We start from the raw sequence: 17,722 nt of genomic DNA on the forward strand, positions 1-17,722 counted from the left end.
ATCCGGACATCGGCTCGGATCGGGCCGAACGGAACCATTCGAGGAGACACTGTGCCGGACATCGCTTACGCAATGCTGGTGATATTCGGTTTTCTGAGCGTCGCGCTGATGCTGCGCGTCCTGGCCACGACCGGGCCGCGCCCCGCGCGCGTACGCCCCGCCCGCCCGGAACTACCCGCGCACCGCGCCACGCCGGACAAGTGAAGCGCGGCCAACTCCGCATCTATCTCGGCGCGGCGCCGGGGGTGGGCAAGACCTTCGCGATGCTCTCCGAAGCACATCGGCGCCTCGAACGCGGGCGCGACGTGGTGGCCGCGGTCGTGGAGACGCACGGCAGGTCCAAGACCGCGGAACTGCTCGAGGGCATCGAGCGAATCCCGCCCCGGCTGATCGAGTACCGCGGCGCGGCCATGCCGGAGCTGGACGTGCCCGCGGTGCTGCGCCGCGCGCCCGCGGTCGTGCTGGTGGACGAGCTCGCGCACACCAACGTGCCCGGCAGCAAGAACGAGAAGCGCTGGCAGGACGTCCAGGAGCTGCTCGACGCCGGCATAGACGTCGTGTCCACGGTCAACGTGCAGCATCTCGAGAGCCTCAACGACGTGGTCGAGCAGATCACCGGGGTGGTGCAGCGCGAGACCGTGCCGGACCGGGTGGTACGCGGCGCCGATCAGGTCGAACTGGTCGACATCACCCCGGAAGCCCTGCGGCGCAGGCTCTCCCACGGCAACGTGTACGCGGCCACCAAGGTCGACGCGGCGCTGCGGAACTACTTCCGGCCCGGCAACCTGACCGCGCTGCGCGAACTGGCGCTGCTGTGGCTGGCCGACCAGGTCGACGCGGCGCTCGCCAAATACCGTGCGGACCACCGGATCACCGATATCTGGGAGGCGCGCGAACGCCTCGTGGTCGCGGTGACCGGCGGCCCCGAATCCGAGACGCTGGTCCGGCGCGCGAGTCGGATCGCGGCCAAATCCAGCGCGGAACTGGTTGTCGTGCACGTGGTCCGGGGCGACGGCCTGGCCGGGGTCTCCCCGCAGCGGCTCACCCGGCTACGCGACCTGGCGACCGGCCTGGACACCGCGCTGCACACCGTCACCGGTGACGACGTGCCCGGGGCGCTGCTGGACTTCGCCCGCCAGATCAACGCCACCCAGCTGGTGCTGGGCACCTCGCGGCGCTCGCGCTGGGCCCGCGCCCTGGACGAGGGCATCGGGGCGCGGGTGGTGCAGCGGTCGGGAAAGATCGACGTGCACATGGTCACCCACGAGGAGGCCGCGCGGGGCCTGCGCCTGCGCCCGCCGACCCGCCGCGAGGGCGCGCTCAGCGCCTGGATCGCGGCGATCGGCGTGCCGTGGATCATCTGCGGCGTCACCGCGCTGTGGCTCGATCGCTGGCTGGCCCTGGGCGGGGAGAGCGCGGTGTTCTTCATCGGCGTCGTCGCGGTGGCGCTGTTCGGCGGCATCGCACCGGCGGTGCTGTCCGCCCTGCTGTCGGGGCTGCTGCTGAACTGGTTCTTCACCACGCCGCGGCACAGTCTCACCGTCGCCGAACTCGACAACTTCCTGACCATCGTGGTGCTGCTCGTGGTCGCGGTCGCGGTCTCCGCGCTGGTCGACGTGGCGGCGAAACGAAGCCGGGAGGCGCGCAAGGCTTCCCGCCAGGCCGAGCTGCTGACGCTGTTCGCGGGCTCGGTGCTGCGCGGGGCGGATCTGCCCGCGCTGCTGGAACGGGTGCGCGAGACCTTCCGGCAGGACGCGGTCAGCCTGATCGAGGACGCGGGGACCGAGCACGAGGCCGAGGCCCGCGAACCGGGCGCGGACGCGCGCGACGGGTTCGAACCGTGGATCGTGGCCTCGGTGGGCGAGAATCCCCCGCGCGTCGCGGCCGCCGGCGAGACCGTGGTGGAGGCGGGCGACGACACGCACCGGCTGCTGCTGCGCGGGCGCCCGGTCACCGCGGGTGATCGGCTCGTGCTCGGCGCGGTCGCCGACCAGGCGGCGGGACTGGTGCAGCGCCAGCGCCTGCAGGCCGAAGCCGGTGCGGCGCAAGCGGTTCTGGAGGCGGACAAGCTGCGCCGCGCGCTGCTCTCGGCGGTGAGCCATGATCTGCGCACCCCGCTGGCCGCGGCTAAGGCGTCGGTGTCGAGCCTGCGCAGCCACGACGTGGAGTTCTCGCCCGAGGACACCGCCGAACTCCTCGAGACCATCGAGGAATCGGTGGATCAGCTCACCACCCTGGTCGGCAACCTGCTCGACTCCTCGCGCCTGGCCGCCGGGGTGGTGCGGCCGCAGCTGCGCCGGGTCTACCTGGACGAGGTCGTGCACCACGCGCTCATGGGTATGGGCACGCGCGGCCTGCGGCGCACGGCGATGCGGCGCGTCGAGGTCGCCGTGGACTCGGTGTGCGTGCGCGCCGACGCCGGGCTGCTGGAGCGGGTGCTGGCCAATCTCATCGACAACGCCGTGCGGTACTCCCCCGCCGCCGCGCCCGTGCGGGTGGTCGCCGAGCGCACCGGGCGGCGGGTCGCGATCACCGTGTCCGACAACGGGCCCGGCGTGCCCAGCGGTATGGAGGACCAGCTCTTCGAGCCGTTCCAGCGGCTCGGCGATCGCGACAATTCCACCGGCGTCGGACTCGGCCTGTCGGTGGTGCGCGGTTTCGTGGACGCCATGGGCGGCGCCGTACACGCCGAACCCACCCCCGGCGGCGGTCTGACCATGGTCATCGACCTGGCCGCCTGCGACGAACAGGAGAACGAGTGACGAACGCGGCGCCCGCGCCGACCAAGGTCCTGGTGGTCGACGACGAACCACAGATCCTGCGCGCACTGCGGATCAACCTGTCGGTGCGCGGGTACGAGGTCACCACCGCCGCCACCGGCGCGGCGGCCCTGCGCGCGGCCGCGGAGAAGCACCCGGACGTGGTGATCCTGGACCTGGGCCTGCCGGACATGGACGGCATCGAGGTGCTGGCCGGGCTGCGCGGGTGGACCAGCACCCCGGTCATCGTGCTCTCGGCCCGCACCGATTCCTCCGACAAGGTGGAGGCCCTGGACGCGGGCGCGGACGACTACGTCACCAAGCCCTTCGGCATGGACGAGCTGCTGGCGCGGCTGCGCGCGGCGGTCCGGCGCTCGGCCACCGGCACCGACGCGGTCGAGCCGATCGTCGAAACCGCCTCCTTCACGGTCGATCTCGCCGCGAAGAAGGTCACCAAGGCGGGCCGCGACGTGCACCTGACGCCCACCGAGTGGGGCATGCTCGAGATGCTGGTGCGCAATCGCGGCAAGCTGGTGGGCCGGCGCGAGATCCTGCGCGAGGTCTGGGGGCCGTCCTATGCCACCGAGACGCACTACCTGCGCGTGTATCTCGCGCAGTTGCGGCGCAAGCTCGAGGACGACCCGTCGCAGCCCAAACATCTGCTGACCGAGGCGGGCATGGGGTACCGGTTCCAGCCCTGAGGCCGAATGCGCTGCTGCGCCAACGCTTGTGCGCTACAACTGACGCATGGCTGGAGCGCGAAAGATCGACCGCGGGGACACCGACGCCTGCCCGGTGCACCGGGACACCGAGGGCACCTGGCAGATTCGCGACTACGCCGACGGGCGGGCGCTGCTGCGCAGCACCGGCACGGTACAGGCCGGGCTCGGCATCGAGACGGTGGAGAAATTGCCCGCGCGGCTGCGCCGGCCGGTGCTGTACCGCGACGGTGAGGAACACCGCGAGCATCGCCGCCAGACGGCCAGGTACTTCACGCCCAAGCGCGTCGACGAGCACTACCGCGACCTGATGCACGAGATCGCCGATCGGGAGATCGCGGCACTGCGCGCCGAGGGGCGGGCCAACCTGTCGCAGATGAGTTTCCGGCTGGCCGTCGACGTGACCAAGGCGGTGATCGGGCTGACCGACAGCAAGCCCGGCACCGACCGGCGGCTCGAGGTGTTCTTCCCGGAGAAGTTCGCCGAGCCCGGCTTCACCAGCATCGCCGGGCTGCTCGGCTACGTGCGGCAGCTGCGGGCCTGGGGGGCAATCTATTTCGACGACGTGCGCCCGGCCGTGCGCGTGCGGCGCAAGGCCCGGCGTGACGACCTCATCTCGCATCTGATCGACGAGGGCTGCGCCGACGGCGAGATCCTCGGCGAATGCCTGACTTTCGCGGCCGCGGGCATGGTCACCACGCGCGAGTTCATCAATCTCGCGGCCTGGCACCTGTTCACCGACGACGACCTGCGCGCCCGCTTCCGGGCCGGGGACGAGGCCGAGCGCCTGGCGCTGCTGCAGGAGCTGCTGCGACTCGAGCCGGTCATCAGCGATATCAAGCGGCGCACGGTGTCCGAGGTGGTGCTGCCCAGCGGGACCACGATTCCGGCGGGTGAACTGGTCGACGTCGCGGTGAGCGTGGCCAACGTGGATCCCGGCGTGGTCGGGGACCAGCCCCTGGACGTGTGCCCCGGGCGCGCGCTGTCCGGCGGCGCGGGGGCCGCGGTGCTGTCCTTCGGCGACGGGCCGCACAAATGCCCGGGGGCGCACATCGCGCTGCAGGAGTCGGAGATCTTCCTGGGCAAGCTGTTCGCGCTGGACGGGCTCCGGATGGCGAATCCGCCGCGGGTGACGATGAAGCCGGAGATCTCGGGGTACGAGCTGCGGGATCTGATCGTCGCGGTGTAGCCGGGGGCGGCTGCCCCGGCGCTCTGCGGACGGACCGCACGGGCGGCCCGTCGCGCGATCCGTGCCGGAACGCTCAGCGCGACAGTCGAATCGGCAGCGACTTCAGGCCGTTGTTCAGGTTGGAGCGGATGCGCCGGGACTCGCCGGTCTGCTCGATCACCGGGAAGCGGGCGAGCAGTTCCTCGAAGAACACCCGCCCCTCCATCCGGGCCAGGTGCACCCCGAGGCAGAAGTGCTGGGCCAGCCCGAAGGACAGGTGCGGGTTGGGATTTCGGTGAATGTCGAATCGTTGCGGGTCGGTGAACACCGTCTCATCGCGATTGGCCGAGGTGTACCACATGGCGACCTTGTCACCGGATTTCACCGGCACGCCGTTGATCTCGGTATCGGCGGTGGCGGTGCGCCGGAAGTAGTGCAGCGGGTTGGCGTACCGCAGGATCTCCTCGACCGCGCCGGGGATCAGCGCGGGGTCGGCGCGCAGCTCGCGCAACTGATCCGGGTGTTCGAGCAGCAGCTGCAATCCGGAGGACAGTATGGTCTTGGTGGTGTCGTTCCCGGCGATCACCAGCTGGGTGAAGAAGCTGCCGAACTCCAGCTCCGACATGGTTTTTCCGCCGAACTCGCCATCGAGGATCAGTGAGGTGAGGTCGGGCTCGGGCTCCCCGGCGCGGCGGGCCATCGCGAACTGGATCGCGTAGACGGCCATCTTGGTCAGGTCGGCGGTGGTGTCGAAATCGCCGATCAGTTCCGGATCCTGCTGGCTGGTGGACTGTTCGGCCCACCGCCGGATGTCGGGCCAGTCGGCCTCGGGGATGCCGAACAGCCCGCCCACCACCTGACTCGGCAGCACGCCCGCCACGTCGTGTACGAACTCGACCTCGCCCTCGACGCCGTCCAGGAGCTGCCCGGTCAGGGCGCGGACCCGGTCCTCCAGTTCGCCGATGACCCGCGACTTGAAGTGCTCGGCCAGGGGTTTGCGGTAGTCGGTGTGCCGGGGCGGGTCCATCATGAGCAGCATGTTGCGGGTGGTCTCGAGCCGTTCGGGGGGCTGATTCTCGAGCACCACCCCGCCGATCTCGGCCGAGAACAGTCGTGGGTTGCGCGCCACGTACGACACATCGGCGTGGCGCAGCACCGCCCAGTAGCCGGGTTCGCCCGGCATGTCCTGCCAGTGCACCGGGTCGGTGCGGCGCAGGTCGGCGAAGATCTCGTGAATCGGCCCGTCCACATGCAGCTGCGGATCGTAGATGTCCTCGACCGTGCCCACGGCCCACCTCGGTATTCGCTTGCGGGTGTTCGTCTTTCCCTTCGGACGGTAACCACGGCGGCGGACCGGGCGGCGGCGTTCGCGACCCCGATCCCAGTCAGTGGACATCGGGCGGCGGCCGATCAGGCGTAGGGATCGGTGATCTCGCGCAGCGCGGTGAGCGCCTCCCGCAGCGCGCGGGTGCGCCTGGGCCCCAGGTGCGCGGCCCATTCGTCCTGGATCCGGGCGGCGATGACATTGGCGCGGTCCGCCATCTCCCGGCCGAACGGGCTCAGCCGGACCAGGCGCGCGCGACCGTCGCTCGGGTCGGGCACCCGCTCCACGTAACCCGCGCGCTCGAGCTGGTCGACGAGGAACCCGGCGGTCTGCTTGGTGACCTGCGCGCGTTCGGCCAGGTCGGTGAGCCGGGTGCCGCCCGGGTCGATGCGCGCGGCCAGCCGCCCCTGCGCGGTGGTGATCGCACCGTGGCCCTGTGCGATCAGCTCCGCGAGCACGCGCTGCTCCATCGAGCGGTGGGCGATGAACATCAGCAGGCCGATGTTCAGCTCGCCGAGATCCTCGCTCGTGTCCTGTTCAGCGGTGTCGCCGCTCATCGTTCTCCTTGACATTCGGTCAGAGACTCTTACCATATTAGTCAGAGATACTGACTAATTCCACCGGCTCGCCCCGGCGATCGGCGGCCCGCCACGGCGGGACTCGGCCGGTATCGCGCGACTCCGATTCCGCTGTGCCCGAAAGAGGTAACCGTCATGGATCGCGAAACCAGCTGGCAGGTCATCGAACAGCAGCGCCTGGCCATCGCCGACATGCTCGCCGATCTCACGCCCGAGCAGTGGGACACCCCCTCGCTGTGCGCGGGCTGGCGGGTGCGCGAGGTCGCCGCGCACGTGGCCTTCACCCCCACCCCACCGGCGGCGAAAGTCATGCTGGCCACCGCGATTCGCACGCGCGGCAACTACAACCGCTTCATCGACACCCTCACCCGCGAGCAGGCCGCGATCGCCGGGGATCCGGTCGCGGCGCTACGCGCCAACGCCGCGGTACGCACGCTGCCCCGGCTCACCAACTACCGCAACATCCTGTTCGACACCATCGTGCACGGGCAGGACATGGCGATTCCCCTGGGCCGCACCCTGATCGTCACGCCCGCGGGCGCGGCCGCCGGCGCCGATCGCGCGGTCGAGGTCGGCCGCCCGGTCTGGGACCCCCACCGCCTCGACGGGCTGCACCTCACCGCCACCGATATCGAGTGGTCACACGGCGTCGGCGCGGAGGTTTGCGGACCCGTCCTCGCGCTGCTGCTCCTGATCACCGGACGGCCGGTGGCACTGACCATGGTGGAGGGACCGGGTGTGTCCGTTCTCGCCCAACGCCTCGGGACGTCCCTGCCCACCTCCGCGCACACGGACGACCGCGAATAGAGGGGTGTGCCCGTGCGCGTCGCAAACCGGGCGGCGCGCACGGGCACCACGCAGCCCCCAGGCCCGGCCGCGTACCGTCCCGGCCCGCCGCGCGACACGGATCGCGTCCGGCCTTCCGGCGCATCGCTTCCCGCCCCCGGAGCGCGCCCGCATCCCGCGATGCACGACCATGGGCACCATGTCTGTCGCCGCAATCGTCTTCGACATGGATGGCGTGCTCATCGATACCGAGCCCATCTGGGAAGAAGTCCGCACCGCCTACATCGAGGAGCTCGGCGGGCGGATCCTGCCCGACACCCAGGAGCGGTTCATGGGTATGAGCACCGCCGAATGGTCCGAGTACATCAGCAAGGATCTGATCGACGGCGGCCGCACGCCCGACCAGGTCGCCACCGACGTCATCGACCGCATGAGCGCCCGCTACGCCGAGCACCTGCCGCTGATGCCGGACGCGGTGGAGACCGTGCGCCGCTTCGCCGCCCGCTACACCCTCGGCCTGGCCAGCTCCTCCCCGCGCCGCCTGATCGACGTGGTCCTGGCCCACATGGGCGTGACCGATCTGTTCCACACGACCGTCTCCACCGAGGAGGTCGACCGCGGCAAACCCGCCCCCGACGGCTACCTGGCCGCCGCCGCGGGTCTGGGCATCGCCCCGCGCGACTGCGTGGCGATCGAGGACTCCTCCAACGGCCTGCGTTCGGCCGCCGCGGCGGGTATGACGGTGATCGCCGTCCCCCACCCCCGCTATCCCCCCGCCCCCGACGCGCTGGCCCTGGCCGCCCACGTGGTGACCGACGGCCTCCCCGCACTGACCCCCGCTCTGGTCGACTCGCTGCCCCGCCCCGGCGCGTAGCTCAGCGGTCGCCCGGAGCCGTCCGGCGACCTCGCCTCGACGGGCTGCGTCGTGCCACCGCGAACGGGTCGTGACACCGGCGGGGTCGCATCCGCGAGCGGAATTCGGGGGTCGACTCCCGCGTTCAGCATGATCCGGATGGGCTGTGTGTCACATCCGGGTGAGGGCTCGCGCGGCGTGCGCGGGACGAATGGGAGGATCGTGACATGGCTGAACAGACCGCCGCACCGCAGACCGCCGCCGCCACCCAGACCGCCGAACCGGTGGAACTGTGGGCCGAGCGCACCGGCACCCGCGCCTACACCGGCCGCAACAACCGGGGCGGCGAGGTGCTCATCGCCTCGGCGGGCGTGGCCGGCGCGTTCACCCCGGGCGAATTGCTCAAGATCGCGCTCGCGGGCTGCACCGGCCTCAGCGCCGATTTCACCCTGTCCCGCAAGCTAGGCGACAACTTCGACGCGACCGTCCGCGTCTCCGGTGACGCCGACCGCGAGAACGAGACCTATCCGGAGCTGAACGAGAGCTTCGAACTCGACCTGAGCGAACTCGACGAGGAGACCCGCCAGCGCGTCATGGTCGCCGCCCAGCGCGCCATCGACAAGGTCTGCACCGTGGGCCGCACGCTCAAGGCCGGCACCACCGTCAATCTCACCTTCCGCGTCGACGAGTGAACCCGGCCCGGCTCAGCGCCTGGGTGCACGGACGGGTCCAGGGCGTCGGCTTCCGATGGTGGACCCGTTCGCGCGCACTGGAACTCGGGTTGACCGGCTACGCCCGCAACCACCGCGACGGCCGGGTACACGTGGTGGCCGAAGGCCCGCGTGCCGACTGCGAAGCGCTCCTCGACCTGCTACGTTCGGGCGATACGCCTGGCCGGGTGGATCTGGTTGTGGAAGACTGGGGCGCCGCCCAAGGAGGCATGTCCGGTTTCGAGGAGCGCTAGTGCGCACGGAGTTCTAGGAGTCGATAGTTGGCCACTGAACGCCCCGGCGACGCCCCCGGCGAATCCCCCACCGGCGAACCGGGTTCCACTCCGCCCGTCTACGGATCCGGCGGACGGCCCCTGACCCCGAGATCACGCGACACCGGCGACGAGGCCCCCGAACCCGCCGGCGGCGAGCCTGACCCGGCGCCGGTCTACGGCTCCGGCGGCCGTCCCCTGCAACCGAAGTCCCGCGCCACGGGCGACGAGACCGGCGAACCCGCTGCGAGCGAATCGAACCCGGTCCCGGTCTACGGCTCGGGTGGACGACCTCTGGCACCGTCGTCCGGTGCGGGCGACGACTCGCCCCCGGCGAGCGAGCCCGTCTACGGCTCGGGTGGACGACCCCTCCAGCCGTCAGCACACAACACCGACGACACCGCCGCGGGGTCCACGGCGGGCGAGCCCGACCCGGCACCGGTCTACGGCTCCGGCGGACGCCCCCTGCAACCGAGGTCGCCCGAACCCGCCGGCGAACCGCCAAGTGGCGAAACGACTCCCGTCCATGGTTCGGGTGGACGCCCCCTCACGCCTGGCGGCGGCTTCCCCGACGATGCCGCACCGCCCGTCTTCGGCGCGGGCGGACGGCCGCTGCAACCGAAATCGCGGGACGCCGGGTCCGGTGACGAGACCGCGCGGCAGGAGCCGACCGTCCCCTCCGGGCAGCCGGTGTATCCGCCGCCGTCCGCGCCGCAGGTGCCCCAGTCGCCGGAAACCGGTGCGCCGCACGCTCCCCCGCCGTGGCCGCCCGTCGCCGGTGCGCCCGGCGAGCCCGGAGCCGCCGACCCCTCCGTCTCGCACGCGCCACCCCCGTGGCCGCCGCCCGCCGCGACCGCGCCGACCGAACCGTTCACCGCGGGCAGCGCTGTCCCGCCCCCGTGGCCGCCGCCCGGAACCCCGGAACCCGGCGGCGCACACGTGCCCCCGGCGTGGCCTCCCGCCGCACCGGCGGAACCCGCTGCCGCACAGGGCCCCCGGCGCGGCAAGGTGGCCCGCCAGGAAGCCGGCGTCACCACCCCGCGCCCGCCCACGGTCGCCGAGGCGCGCGCCCGGGACAAGGCCCGCGAACGCGCGGCCCAAGCTGCCCAGGCCGAAGCCGACGCGGCCGAGGCCAAGCGCAAGAAGCGCAAGAAGCTGCTCATCGGCGGCGTCGCCGTGGTCGGCGTCGCCGGTCTGGTCGGCGGCGGCTACCTGGCGTACCACGCGCTGACCGGTCCCGAGGTGACCGCCTACTGCACGATCATCGCGAAGAAGGGCCAGGTCGTCTCGCTCGGCAACGGCCAAACCGTCACCGCCACACAGGACAACCAGGAAATCATCATCCCGGACAAGGACTGTGACGACGCCGACCGCGCCACCGGCGGCGGCCACGGCGGCAGCACGGGCATCTTCATCCTCAACGGCAACCAGTACCGCTACTACTACGGCGGCAACAACACCGTGGGCAAGGCGCCCACCGGCGGCACGACCGTGAAACCCAAGGGCGCGTCCATCAAAACCAAGAGCGGCACCAGCATTCAGCGCGGCGGACTCGGTTCCAAGAGCAGCGGCGGGAGCGGATCGTAATGCGGCGCATGCGCGGCGCACCGCGCCGCGGGTGGGAGCAGATCGTCGAGAGCCAGGGCCTGGTGTACGGCAAGCCCGGCCGCGACGCCCAGGGCGCGCCCCGCCCCTACTGGGACGAATCGGTGCACTACGAGTTCGACATGGACGAGATCCTGGCCCTCGAGGCGCAGGTCGAGGTGCTGCACACCATGTGCCTGCACGCCGTGGAACACATCATCCTCACCGAGCGGTTCGTCGATTTCGGTCTGCCGCAATGGAGTTGGGAGCCGATCGCGGCGTCCTGGAAGCGGTCGGACCCGCACATCTACGGCCGCTTCGACCTGCGCTACGACGGTCGAGGCCCGGCGAAACTGCTGGAGTACAACGCCGATACGCCCACCTCGCTGGTGGAGGCGGCAATCGTGCAGTGGCACTGGCTCACCGACACGCACCCCGACGACGATCAGTGGAACTCACTGCACGAGAAGCTGGTCGAGCGCTGGGGCGAGCTGCGCGAGCTGCTGCCCAGCACCGAACTGCACTTCTCCTGGTCCGGCGCCGACGCCTCGGGCGAGGACAACGTCACCACCGCCTACATGCAGGAGACCGCCGCCGAGGCGGGCTTCGACACCATCGCGCTTCCGGTGGAGGACATCGGTTTCGACACCGAACTCGAACGGTTCGTCGATCTGGCCGAGGCGCCGATTCAGTCGATCTTCAAGCTCTATCCCTGGGAATGGGTGCTCACCGACCAGTTCGGCGAGCGGGTGACGGCCTCGCTGCCCGGCACCATGTGGCTGGAGCCGCTGTGGAAGTCGCTGCTGTCGAACAAGGCCCTGCTCGCGGTGCTGTGGGAGATGTACCCCGGCCACCCGAACCTGCTGCCCACCTACCTCGATGATCCGCACGAGCTCACCGAGTACATTCGCAAACCCAAGCTCGGGCGCGAGGGCGCGAACATGACGATCGTCGGCGCGGGCATGGAGACCGCGACCGGCGGCGTCTACGGCGCGGAAGGCTATGTCTACCAACTGCTCGACCCGCTCCCGGTATTCGACGACATGCGCCCGGTGCTGGGCGCGTGGATCGTCGGCGACGAATCCGCGGGCCTCGGCATTCGCGAGACCGCGGGCCTGATCACCGACGACGGCGCCGCCTTCGTCCCGCACCGTATCCCTCAACCCTGACTCCCCGGAGGACCCGCAGATGACGACCACTCTCGCGCTCGAAGCCGGGTACTGGAGTTCCCTCGGCCGTGGCGTAGGCGCCATCCTGCTCTACGCCCTGGTCGGCCTGGTACTCATGCTCATCGGTTTCTACGCCGTCGACCTCACCACCCCCGGCTCGCTGCGCGCCCTGGTCGCCCAGGGCCTGCCCAACGCCGTGGTGGTCAGCGCCGCGGGCATGCTCAGCATGGCCTTCATCGTGGTCCTGGCCATCTACTCCTCGGCGGGCAAGCTGTCCGAGGGCCTGATCGCCGCCGCGATCTACGGCCTGGTCGGCATCATCGCCCAGGTCGTCTCGGTCCGGATCCTCGAACACGCCTTCGGGATCAATATCGGCGAGGTCCTGCACAAGCCGACCTTCACCACCGAGGCCCTGGTGGTGGCCGCAGCCCACTTCGCCCTCGGCCTAGTGGTAGCGGTCGCCATCCTCTGATCACGATGCGACGTGCCGCCCGGCACACCCGGCCGGCGCGTCCTCGCACGCGTACCACCGGCGGCTCCACTCCTCGCACGCCCGCAGAAACGCCCGCTCGCACTCGCGCGCGGGCCGTCCCCGCCGGGTGATCTCGGCGATGATCAGCCGCCGCCACGCGTAGAGCGGATGCTCCCGGACCATGATGGCGGCAACGCGTTCGGTCACGAGCTGCACTTCGAAGAACTCGAGCACCGGCGCGGCCGCCGGCTCGTCGGGCACCCAGCGGCAGATGAGGATGAGGTCGCGGTACCCGTTGCGCTTGGGCCCCCAGGCATCCGGTCCGTTCGCGGGCGCGCCCACCGCCGCGATAACCTCCGGCGCGGCGAACCGGTCCACGTATCGCACCACGCGCAGCTGCGGCTCGCCGAGCAGTTCCCCGACTGCCCGGTAGAGCGCGGACCGGTCCCGATGCACGATCCGCACCCCCGCCAGATCGAGCACCCGCGTAGGGTCCCCGTTCAGTTTGCCCACGGCCTTGAGGAATCCGGTAGCCGGAATCTTCACGGGCCGCTCCTCGAACCGCCCGCCGATGCGCTCCGCGATCCCCCCGGCGATCCCCGCCGCGTGCCGCTGCGTAACCTCCCGCCCCGCGTTGAGCCGGTCCAGGTATCCCGTGATGTACCCGATGTCCCCCCGCCGTTCGTGGTCGAACCCGCCGTGCCGGTCCTCCCCCGGCGCGCAGGATCGGGCACGCTGATACGCCGCACCGGTCACGGCCAGTTCGCCGTCACTCAACACCGCACCGCCACAGCGGATCTCGCTCCCGCCCCGCTGCTCCCCGTAGCCGGCACGCATCGACAGAAAGATTTCACGCAGGTCCGCCACGGTCTGCCCGCGAAACATCTCCGGGGTGGCCGCGCGAACATCGAACAGCGCCCGCCGCACCGGGTTCGTACACACGAACCTGACGAGGGCAAGGTCGCTAAGGATTCGTTCGAGTAGTCCGCTCGAACGCGAAGTCTGGTCGGCCAAGACCATCGGCGTCTCCCGCTCCGTCCGGTCCACCACGACCGGCTGCAACCCCTTCAACGATCGAAGACCGAATCAGGTTGCGCCACAATACGAAAGCTCAGGTCATTCTCAGGAACGGCTGATGCGCCCCCGGAGAGCCTGGCCGACCTGCAGCACGGCATCGCGGTGCTCGCACTGACCGAACTCGACGCGCGTATTCGCGATGCCCTGCAAGGACATTCGGGCAGCGCCGCGCTCGCCGCCTTCGCCGAGACCGGTCCCTGATCCCGTACGACGCGCCCGAATGCGCAGCGGGGGTTCCCGCTTCGCTGTAACCGCCTGTGTAGGCGCCTGTTTGCGGGTAGTTTCCCGTCATGGCCAAGACGCCGAAGGGGTCGGGGGATCCGAAGCGACCGGACAAACCACACGATGCACTGTTCCGGCAGATGATGTCTCATCCCGATGCCGTCGCTGGAGAGTTGCGGGCGGTGTTGCCGGAAGAGGTTGCCGCGCAGATCGATTGGGCGTGGATGCAGCCACAGTCGTGTAGCTTCGTCACGGCGGAGCTACGGGCTCGGTTCAGCGATGTCCTGTTCGCGACCCGTTGGGCGGGCCGGGACGCGTTGGTGTACGTGTTGCTCGAGCATCAGCGCAGGTCCGATCCCCTCATGGCGTTCCGGATGCTGGCGTACGTGGTGCGGATCTGGGAGCGGTATCTGGAGACGAACCCCGACGCGAAGCGCTTGCCGGCGGTGATACCGGTCGTGGTGCACGCGGGCACCGATGGGAAGCCGTGGAGCCACTCGATCCAGGTAGCGGATTTGATCGATGTCGAGCCCGCGATGGCGTCGGCGCTGTCCGGGGTGTTGCCGCGGATGGGATTCCTGCTCGATGATCTGGCCACGGTCGACGCGGCCGCGCTGCTGGCCAGGCGGCCGGCGCGGGTCCGAGTGGTGTTGACGCTGCTCAAGAGCGCGCCGGGGAATCGGCATCTCGAGCGGGAGCTGTCGGGGTTGATCGCGGACCTGACGACTCTGACCTCGGCGGAGGTCGATCGTGTGCTGGAGTACATCCTGGTGGTGGGAGATACTGTTGTGGGCGATCTACTGCCTGTTATCGATCAGCTCGGACCTGAAATCAAGGAGGCATTCGTGACGACCGCAGACCGGCTCCGCGTCGAAGGCCGGGTCGAGGGCCGCGTCCAGGGCCTTGCCGAGGGCCGGGCGGAGGGCCGTACCGCGGGCCGGGCCGAGATGTTGATCGAGCTGTTGTCGCAGCGGTTCGGGCCGGTACCGGATGCTGTGGCCGACGCCATTCGGGCGCAGAGTTCGGTGCGGTTGCAGGAGATGGGGCGTCGCGTCCTCACCGCGGCCAGCTTGGATGAAGTAATCGCCGATTAGCCGACCGGTTGTTCCATCGGCGAGCATGTGCGCGGCCCTTCGAAGCTTTCACACCGCAGCATTCCTCCGAGAGTGAGATAAACCTTGCCAGGAAGGCGTGCTAATGGCCATTCAGATACGCTGAAATTGACGAAACGAGCAGCGCTCCTGCGGTGATGATGATTTGAGGGACGGAATCCGGTCCCGTGGTTGCGTGAATACCTCCACCTATCCGGCTCACATCAAGCGACAGGATCGAATCCACACCGATTCCCTGGATGGACCATTCTGTGACGCCGACGAACATGAGTTCGACCTGCACCGTATTCGCCTGCCTCTGCACCCATTTGGCTGGAGGATTATCCGGATAGGACGATAGATCGACGCGCAGCGTAACCCTCGGACCGTCGCGATGCATACACAAAGACTGAAGCGAAATACCCGTCAAGCTGGGTTCAGATTCCTTGAATACCGACCTGATTGGTTGCGGATCAACGACAAGGTCCAGCCAGCTCATGATTCTCCGTTCCACCTGAATGGGTAGTGTTCCTGTGCGCCCGGCACCTTTCCGGTCCGAGGATTTTCAAATGGCCTGGCATTGAAATGCGGTCCTTGATCCCCAACGCCGCCTGGGTAGCGGTGGCCCGCCCTGTGGTCCTCTGAATGCCTTCACGTCTGCTCTTTTGTCCATAGGACTTCAAAGGAAGAGAGCGTGCTATCGCCTTGGCCGGTCGGCTCGAGTGCCGAGTCCGTCGAGGAGTTCGTCCAGTGCGTCGATGTCATGCCAGCCGTTGACGGCAATCGAACCTTCGGCAGTGACCCGGACCTCGATGCGGTCCGGTGTGGTGACGAAGTCGAAGTGGCGGTATCGGTCGGTGAGGGCGCGCAGGTGCTGATTGGTAGAGCCGATCCAGGGGCGGGTGGGGTCCAAGTGATCGGCGAGGAAGGGGCCGTCGGCGAGCAGGTCGGTCTGCTGTAGCAGTGCGGCGATGTCCCCACGGGTGGTCGACCATTCACGCAGGTCTGCGTGGTCGTAGCCGGTGAAGGTCATGACCGAAAGACCCTGTGCGCGAGCGGCCGTAGCCAGGCCGGCCAGCGGTGCAGCCTGTTCGAAGGGTTCGCCGCCGAGCAGGGTGATCCCCTCGACACCGGCGTCGTTCGCGGCCTCGAGCAGGCTGGCTGTCCAGGTGGCCGCCGGCACCACCGTCGCGCCCTCGGCTGCCCACATCTGCGGGTTGAAGCAGCCTCGGCAGCGAATTGTGCAGCCCTGCACCCAGATCGCGGTGCGCAGGCCGGGGCCTTCCGCCGCGGTGGCGGTGACCACCCGGCTGACGCGCAGCACGTCCGGTGCGATCTCGGCGGGGATCACAGGTCCAGCCGGCGGCCCAAGAGCTTCGCGGGCGGCGGTGATTCGGCCTGGTGCGTCAGGTCCAGGCGGTCGGCAAGGGCGTGCAAGCGGTGCGGCTTCACCCCGGTGACGGCAGCGAATTCGACTAGATTCCTGATACCACCGGGCTTCATGCGCGCGCGGAGAACCGCTTCGGCTTCCTGGTGCGACAGGCCGGCCCCAGCCAGTTCGGTGAGTGACGCGGTGTGCACGTGCACCCGGGATCCGGTTCCAGCACCGGGTGCTTGCCCCCACTGGTTGGTCGCGGTGGAGGGTGTTCGTGTCCGGGAATCGGGCGCGGCAAAGGATGCTTGTGTACGGGGATCGGTTGCGTGACCGGGTGCCTGTCCCCAGCGGTCAGGCGCGGCAGCGGGCGTCTGCGCCCCCGGATTGGGCATGGCCGCCAATGGGGCGGGTTCCGCTCCTCCAGGTGTTGGACCCCAGTAGGCGTGCGTGCTGTCCGACATCCAGCTCGGATACTGCTGCGCTGCTATCGGATTCGGATAGGCCGGGGTCAGTGACGTCTGACTGCCGGTCTGGCGCTGTGCGAGCAACTCCAGGTAGCGCGGTCGAATCAGCAAGGCGTGCACGATACCCCCGATCCACACGGCGAGGACGAAACCGGCCATCCAGGAGGAGATGGTCTCCTGTGTCGCGGTCGGTGGAGGCGAGCCTTTGGCGACCTCTTCTTCGGTCGGCCCCTGCAATTCGATCAGCACGATGGTGATCACCGCCGCAGCGACATAGGCGAACGCGGCCACCCAGTATGCGCGATGCCGGGTGCGCACGGCGATATAGAGGAAGCACGCCCAGTTGAGGCATCCGAGGGCACCGACCCCCAGTACCCACAGGCTGTTGCGGATCCGCCAACCGCGATCAGCGAGCAGCGCTTCAGGCGTCCGCATCACTGCTCGCGCAACCGAATAGGGTCGGCGTCGACGTGGACACTTTGTGTGGGAACAGCTTTCCACCAGTCGGCGGTGTAATCGCTCTCGCTGGTGGTCGCATCGAGCAGATCCTCGAGCAGCTGAACGTAGGGCAGGCACCGTTCACCGACCACATTGTGGGTTTCGGCGCGGATCTGGCCGTCCGGCCCGACCACCACCGTGATGCGTACCGGTTCGCTCACCGCCGCACCTCCAGGACCATGGTGACCGAGCGGTCGGCGTCGACGGTTTCCGACACCAGGGTCATCCCGGCTCGAGGTGCTCGGTCGCGAAGCTTGTGAACCACCTCGGCCTGCACGCGCTGTCCGTAGGCGCGATCGACAGCGAGAACCTTCTCGACACAGCGCTGTTCGTCGCCGGTGCCGGTGAAGTGCGCCTGCCAGATGCCGTCGGGGCCGCGCCGGAGCTGGGCGACAATGTCCGTCCAGGCAGCGTCGATAGCGTCGGGTCCGGATGCGGTGGCCGTCGCTCCCGTATCGCCCAGAGCCAGCGTCAGCAGCCGGGGATCACGTAGGCGGGTGGAGACCGTGCAGGTATTGGATCGCGTGGGACCTCCGGCGGTGGCCGCCTTGGTAGCCGCTGCGACCGCGAGCGGCACGAGAACCAGCGAAATACTCATGCG

General features: G+C 69.5%; 20 protein-coding genes and 1 pseudogene. 12 read left to right on the plus strand and 9 right to left on the minus strand.

Annotated features, from left to right (window positions below):
- The first annotated feature begins 51 nt into the window (after positions 1 to 51).
- The 4 genes from ACWIGI_RS30075 to ACWIGI_RS30090 are packed head-to-tail and all read left to right on the plus strand — an operon-like array spanning position 52 to position 4,667.
- Positions 52 to 204, plus strand: coding sequence for a hypothetical protein (locus tag ACWIGI_RS30075; RefSeq protein ID WP_454205988.1), 153 nt, complete (start codon positions 52 to 54; stop codon positions 202 to 204).
- Positions 201 to 2,762 (plus strand): ATP-binding protein, encoded by a 2,562-nt coding sequence (locus ACWIGI_RS30080; protein WP_454205990.1) that lies wholly within the window; start codon positions 201 to 203, stop codon positions 2,760 to 2,762. Before ACWIGI_RS30075 ends, ACWIGI_RS30080 begins: the two co-directional genes overlap by 4 nt.
- Positions 2,759 to 3,460 carry a response regulator gene (locus ACWIGI_RS30085; RefSeq protein WP_454205992.1) on the plus strand — a complete coding sequence of 234 codons (702 nt, stop codon included), beginning with the start codon at positions 2,759 to 2,761 and terminating at the stop codon, positions 3,458 to 3,460. The genes ACWIGI_RS30080 and ACWIGI_RS30085 overlap by 4 nt, the downstream gene beginning before the upstream one ends.
- A gap of 46 nt (positions 3,461 to 3,506) precedes the next feature.
- Positions 3,507 to 4,667 (plus strand): cytochrome P450, encoded by a 1,161-nt coding sequence (locus tag ACWIGI_RS30090; RefSeq protein WP_454205994.1) that lies wholly within the window; start codon positions 3,507 to 3,509, stop codon positions 4,665 to 4,667.
- 73 nt (positions 4,668 to 4,740) lie between these two features.
- Here ACWIGI_RS30090 and ACWIGI_RS30095 read toward each other — a convergent pair whose 3' ends face one another.
- Together ACWIGI_RS30095 and ACWIGI_RS30100 are read right to left on the minus strand one after the other, a co-directional pair.
- On the minus strand, positions 4,741 to 5,934 hold the full coding sequence (locus ACWIGI_RS30095) for a cytochrome P450 (protein ID WP_454205996.1): 1,194 nt from the start codon (positions 5,932 to 5,934) through the stop codon (positions 4,741 to 4,743).
- Between the two features lie 122 nt (positions 5,935 to 6,056).
- Positions 6,057 to 6,527, minus strand: a complete 471-nt coding sequence (locus ACWIGI_RS30100) for a MarR family winged helix-turn-helix transcriptional regulator (protein ID WP_454205998.1) — start codon at positions 6,525 to 6,527, stop codon at positions 6,057 to 6,059.
- A gap of 156 nt (positions 6,528 to 6,683) precedes the next feature.
- Between ACWIGI_RS30100 and ACWIGI_RS30105 the strand changes: the two genes are divergently transcribed.
- The 7 genes from ACWIGI_RS30105 (at position 6,684) to ACWIGI_RS30135 (ending at position 12,394) form a co-directional block, all read left to right on the plus strand.
- Positions 6,684 to 7,355 carry a maleylpyruvate isomerase family mycothiol-dependent enzyme gene (locus tag ACWIGI_RS30105; RefSeq protein ID WP_454206000.1) on the plus strand — a complete coding sequence of 224 codons (672 nt, stop codon included), beginning with the start codon at positions 6,684 to 6,686 and terminating at the stop codon, positions 7,353 to 7,355.
- A gap of 178 nt (positions 7,356 to 7,533) precedes the next feature.
- Positions 7,534 to 8,208 (plus strand): HAD family hydrolase, encoded by a 675-nt coding sequence (locus tag ACWIGI_RS30110; RefSeq protein WP_454206002.1) that lies wholly within the window; start codon positions 7,534 to 7,536, stop codon positions 8,206 to 8,208.
- A gap of 206 nt (positions 8,209 to 8,414) precedes the next feature.
- A complete protein-coding gene (locus ACWIGI_RS30115; protein ID WP_454206004.1) occupies positions 8,415 to 8,879 on the plus strand; it encodes an OsmC family protein in 465 nt (154 codons plus the stop codon).
- Positions 8,876 to 9,151: an acylphosphatase gene (locus ACWIGI_RS30120; RefSeq protein ID WP_454206006.1), complete on the plus strand. Its 276-nt coding sequence runs from the start codon at positions 8,876 to 8,878 to the stop codon at positions 9,149 to 9,151. Before ACWIGI_RS30115 ends, ACWIGI_RS30120 begins: the two co-directional genes overlap by 4 nt.
- Before the next feature lie 27 nt (positions 9,152 to 9,178).
- Positions 9,179 to 10,756, plus strand: coding sequence for a hypothetical protein (locus ACWIGI_RS30125; RefSeq protein ID WP_454206008.1), 1,578 nt, complete (start codon positions 9,179 to 9,181; stop codon positions 10,754 to 10,756).
- Positions 10,756 to 11,922 carry a glutathionylspermidine synthase family protein gene (locus tag ACWIGI_RS30130; protein WP_454206010.1) on the plus strand — a complete coding sequence of 389 codons (1,167 nt, stop codon included), beginning with the start codon at positions 10,756 to 10,758 and terminating at the stop codon, positions 11,920 to 11,922. Before ACWIGI_RS30125 ends, ACWIGI_RS30130 begins: the two co-directional genes overlap by 1 nt.
- Positions 11,923 to 11,941: 19 nt before the next feature.
- Complete coding sequence (locus tag ACWIGI_RS30135; RefSeq protein WP_454206012.1) at positions 11,942 to 12,394, plus strand: DUF350 domain-containing protein; 453 nt, start codon at positions 11,942 to 11,944, stop codon at positions 12,392 to 12,394.
- On the opposite strand, the gene ACWIGI_RS30140 is transcribed toward ACWIGI_RS30135, so the two are convergent.
- A complete protein-coding gene (locus ACWIGI_RS30140) occupies positions 12,395 to 13,336 on the minus strand; it encodes a hypothetical protein (protein WP_454206014.1) in 942 nt (313 codons plus the stop codon).
- A 425-nt stretch (positions 13,337 to 13,761) separates the two neighbouring features.
- On the opposite strand from ACWIGI_RS30140, the gene ACWIGI_RS30145 reads away from it, so the two are divergent.
- Positions 13,762 to 14,787, plus strand: a complete 1,026-nt coding sequence (locus ACWIGI_RS30145; RefSeq protein ID WP_454206016.1) for an Rpn family recombination-promoting nuclease/putative transposase — start codon at positions 13,762 to 13,764, stop codon at positions 14,785 to 14,787.
- A gap of 100 nt (positions 14,788 to 14,887) precedes the next feature.
- Here the strand turns inward: ACWIGI_RS30145 and ACWIGI_RS30150 are convergent, their stop codons facing one another.
- From ACWIGI_RS30150 to ACWIGI_RS30175, 6 genes and pseudogenes are all read right to left on the minus strand, one after another.
- Positions 14,888 to 15,283: an Imm50 family immunity protein gene (locus ACWIGI_RS30150; RefSeq protein ID WP_454206018.1), complete on the minus strand. Its 396-nt coding sequence runs from the start codon at positions 15,281 to 15,283 to the stop codon at positions 14,888 to 14,890.
- Positions 15,280 to 15,411 (minus strand): annotated as a pseudogene (locus ACWIGI_RS30155) (HNH/endonuclease VII fold putative polymorphic toxin); the annotation flags it as partial. The pseudogene ACWIGI_RS30155 and the gene ACWIGI_RS30150, both read right to left, overlap by 4 nt.
- A 70-nt stretch (positions 15,412 to 15,481) precedes the next feature.
- On the minus strand, positions 15,482 to 16,135 hold the full coding sequence (locus ACWIGI_RS30160; RefSeq protein WP_454206020.1) for a 4Fe-4S single cluster domain-containing protein: 654 nt from the start codon (positions 16,133 to 16,135) through the stop codon (positions 15,482 to 15,484).
- Complete coding sequence (locus ACWIGI_RS30165; RefSeq protein WP_454206022.1) at positions 16,132 to 17,058, minus strand: hypothetical protein; 927 nt, start codon at positions 17,056 to 17,058, stop codon at positions 16,132 to 16,134. The genes ACWIGI_RS30160 and ACWIGI_RS30165 overlap by 4 nt, the downstream gene beginning before the upstream one ends.
- Positions 17,058 to 17,282 (minus strand): DUF2997 domain-containing protein, encoded by a 225-nt coding sequence (locus ACWIGI_RS30170; protein WP_454206024.1) that lies wholly within the window; start codon positions 17,280 to 17,282, stop codon positions 17,058 to 17,060. The genes ACWIGI_RS30165 and ACWIGI_RS30170 overlap by 1 nt, the downstream gene beginning before the upstream one ends.
- On the minus strand, positions 17,279 to 17,719 hold the full coding sequence (locus tag ACWIGI_RS30175; protein WP_454206026.1) for a hypothetical protein: 441 nt from the start codon (positions 17,717 to 17,719) through the stop codon (positions 17,279 to 17,281). Before ACWIGI_RS30175 ends, ACWIGI_RS30170 begins: the two co-directional genes overlap by 4 nt.
- Positions 17,720 to 17,722: the final 3 nt, after the last annotated feature.

Source organism: Nocardia sp. NPDC055321, from assembly GCF_053645575.1.

What these genes read in the sequence shown, in the direction of transcription:
- ACWIGI_RS30175 (WP_454206026.1), bottom strand. Translation starts at nt 17,719, where the DNA reads ATGAGTATTTCGCTGGTTCTCGTGCCGCTCGCGGTCGCAGCGGCTACC.
- ACWIGI_RS30090 (WP_454205994.1), top strand. Translation starts at nt 3,507, where the DNA reads ATGGCTGGAGCGCGAAAGATCGACCGCGGGGACACCGACGCCTGCCCG.
- ACWIGI_RS30115 (WP_454206004.1), top strand. Translation starts at nt 8,415, where the DNA reads ATGGCTGAACAGACCGCCGCACCGCAGACCGCCGCCGCCACCCAGACC.
- ACWIGI_RS30145 (WP_454206016.1), top strand. Translation starts at nt 13,762, where the DNA reads ATGGCCAAGACGCCGAAGGGGTCGGGGGATCCGAAGCGACCGGACAAA.
- ACWIGI_RS30135 (WP_454206012.1), top strand. Translation starts at nt 11,942, where the DNA reads ATGACGACCACTCTCGCGCTCGAAGCCGGGTACTGGAGTTCCCTCGGC.
- ACWIGI_RS30130 (WP_454206010.1), top strand. Translation starts at nt 10,756, where the DNA reads ATGCGGCGCATGCGCGGCGCACCGCGCCGCGGGTGGGAGCAGATCGTC.
- ACWIGI_RS30105 (WP_454206000.1), top strand. Translation starts at nt 6,684, where the DNA reads ATGGATCGCGAAACCAGCTGGCAGGTCATCGAACAGCAGCGCCTGGCC.
- ACWIGI_RS30165 (WP_454206022.1), bottom strand. Translation starts at nt 17,058, where the DNA reads ATGCGGACGCCTGAAGCGCTGCTCGCTGATCGCGGTTGGCGGATCCGC.
- ACWIGI_RS30100 (WP_454205998.1), bottom strand. Translation starts at nt 6,527, where the DNA reads ATGAGCGGCGACACCGCTGAACAGGACACGAGCGAGGATCTCGGCGAG.
- ACWIGI_RS30150 (WP_454206018.1), bottom strand. Translation starts at nt 15,283, where the DNA reads ATGAGCTGGCTGGACCTTGTCGTTGATCCGCAACCAATCAGGTCGGTA.
- ACWIGI_RS30110 (WP_454206002.1), top strand. Translation starts at nt 7,534, where the DNA reads ATGTCTGTCGCCGCAATCGTCTTCGACATGGATGGCGTGCTCATCGAT.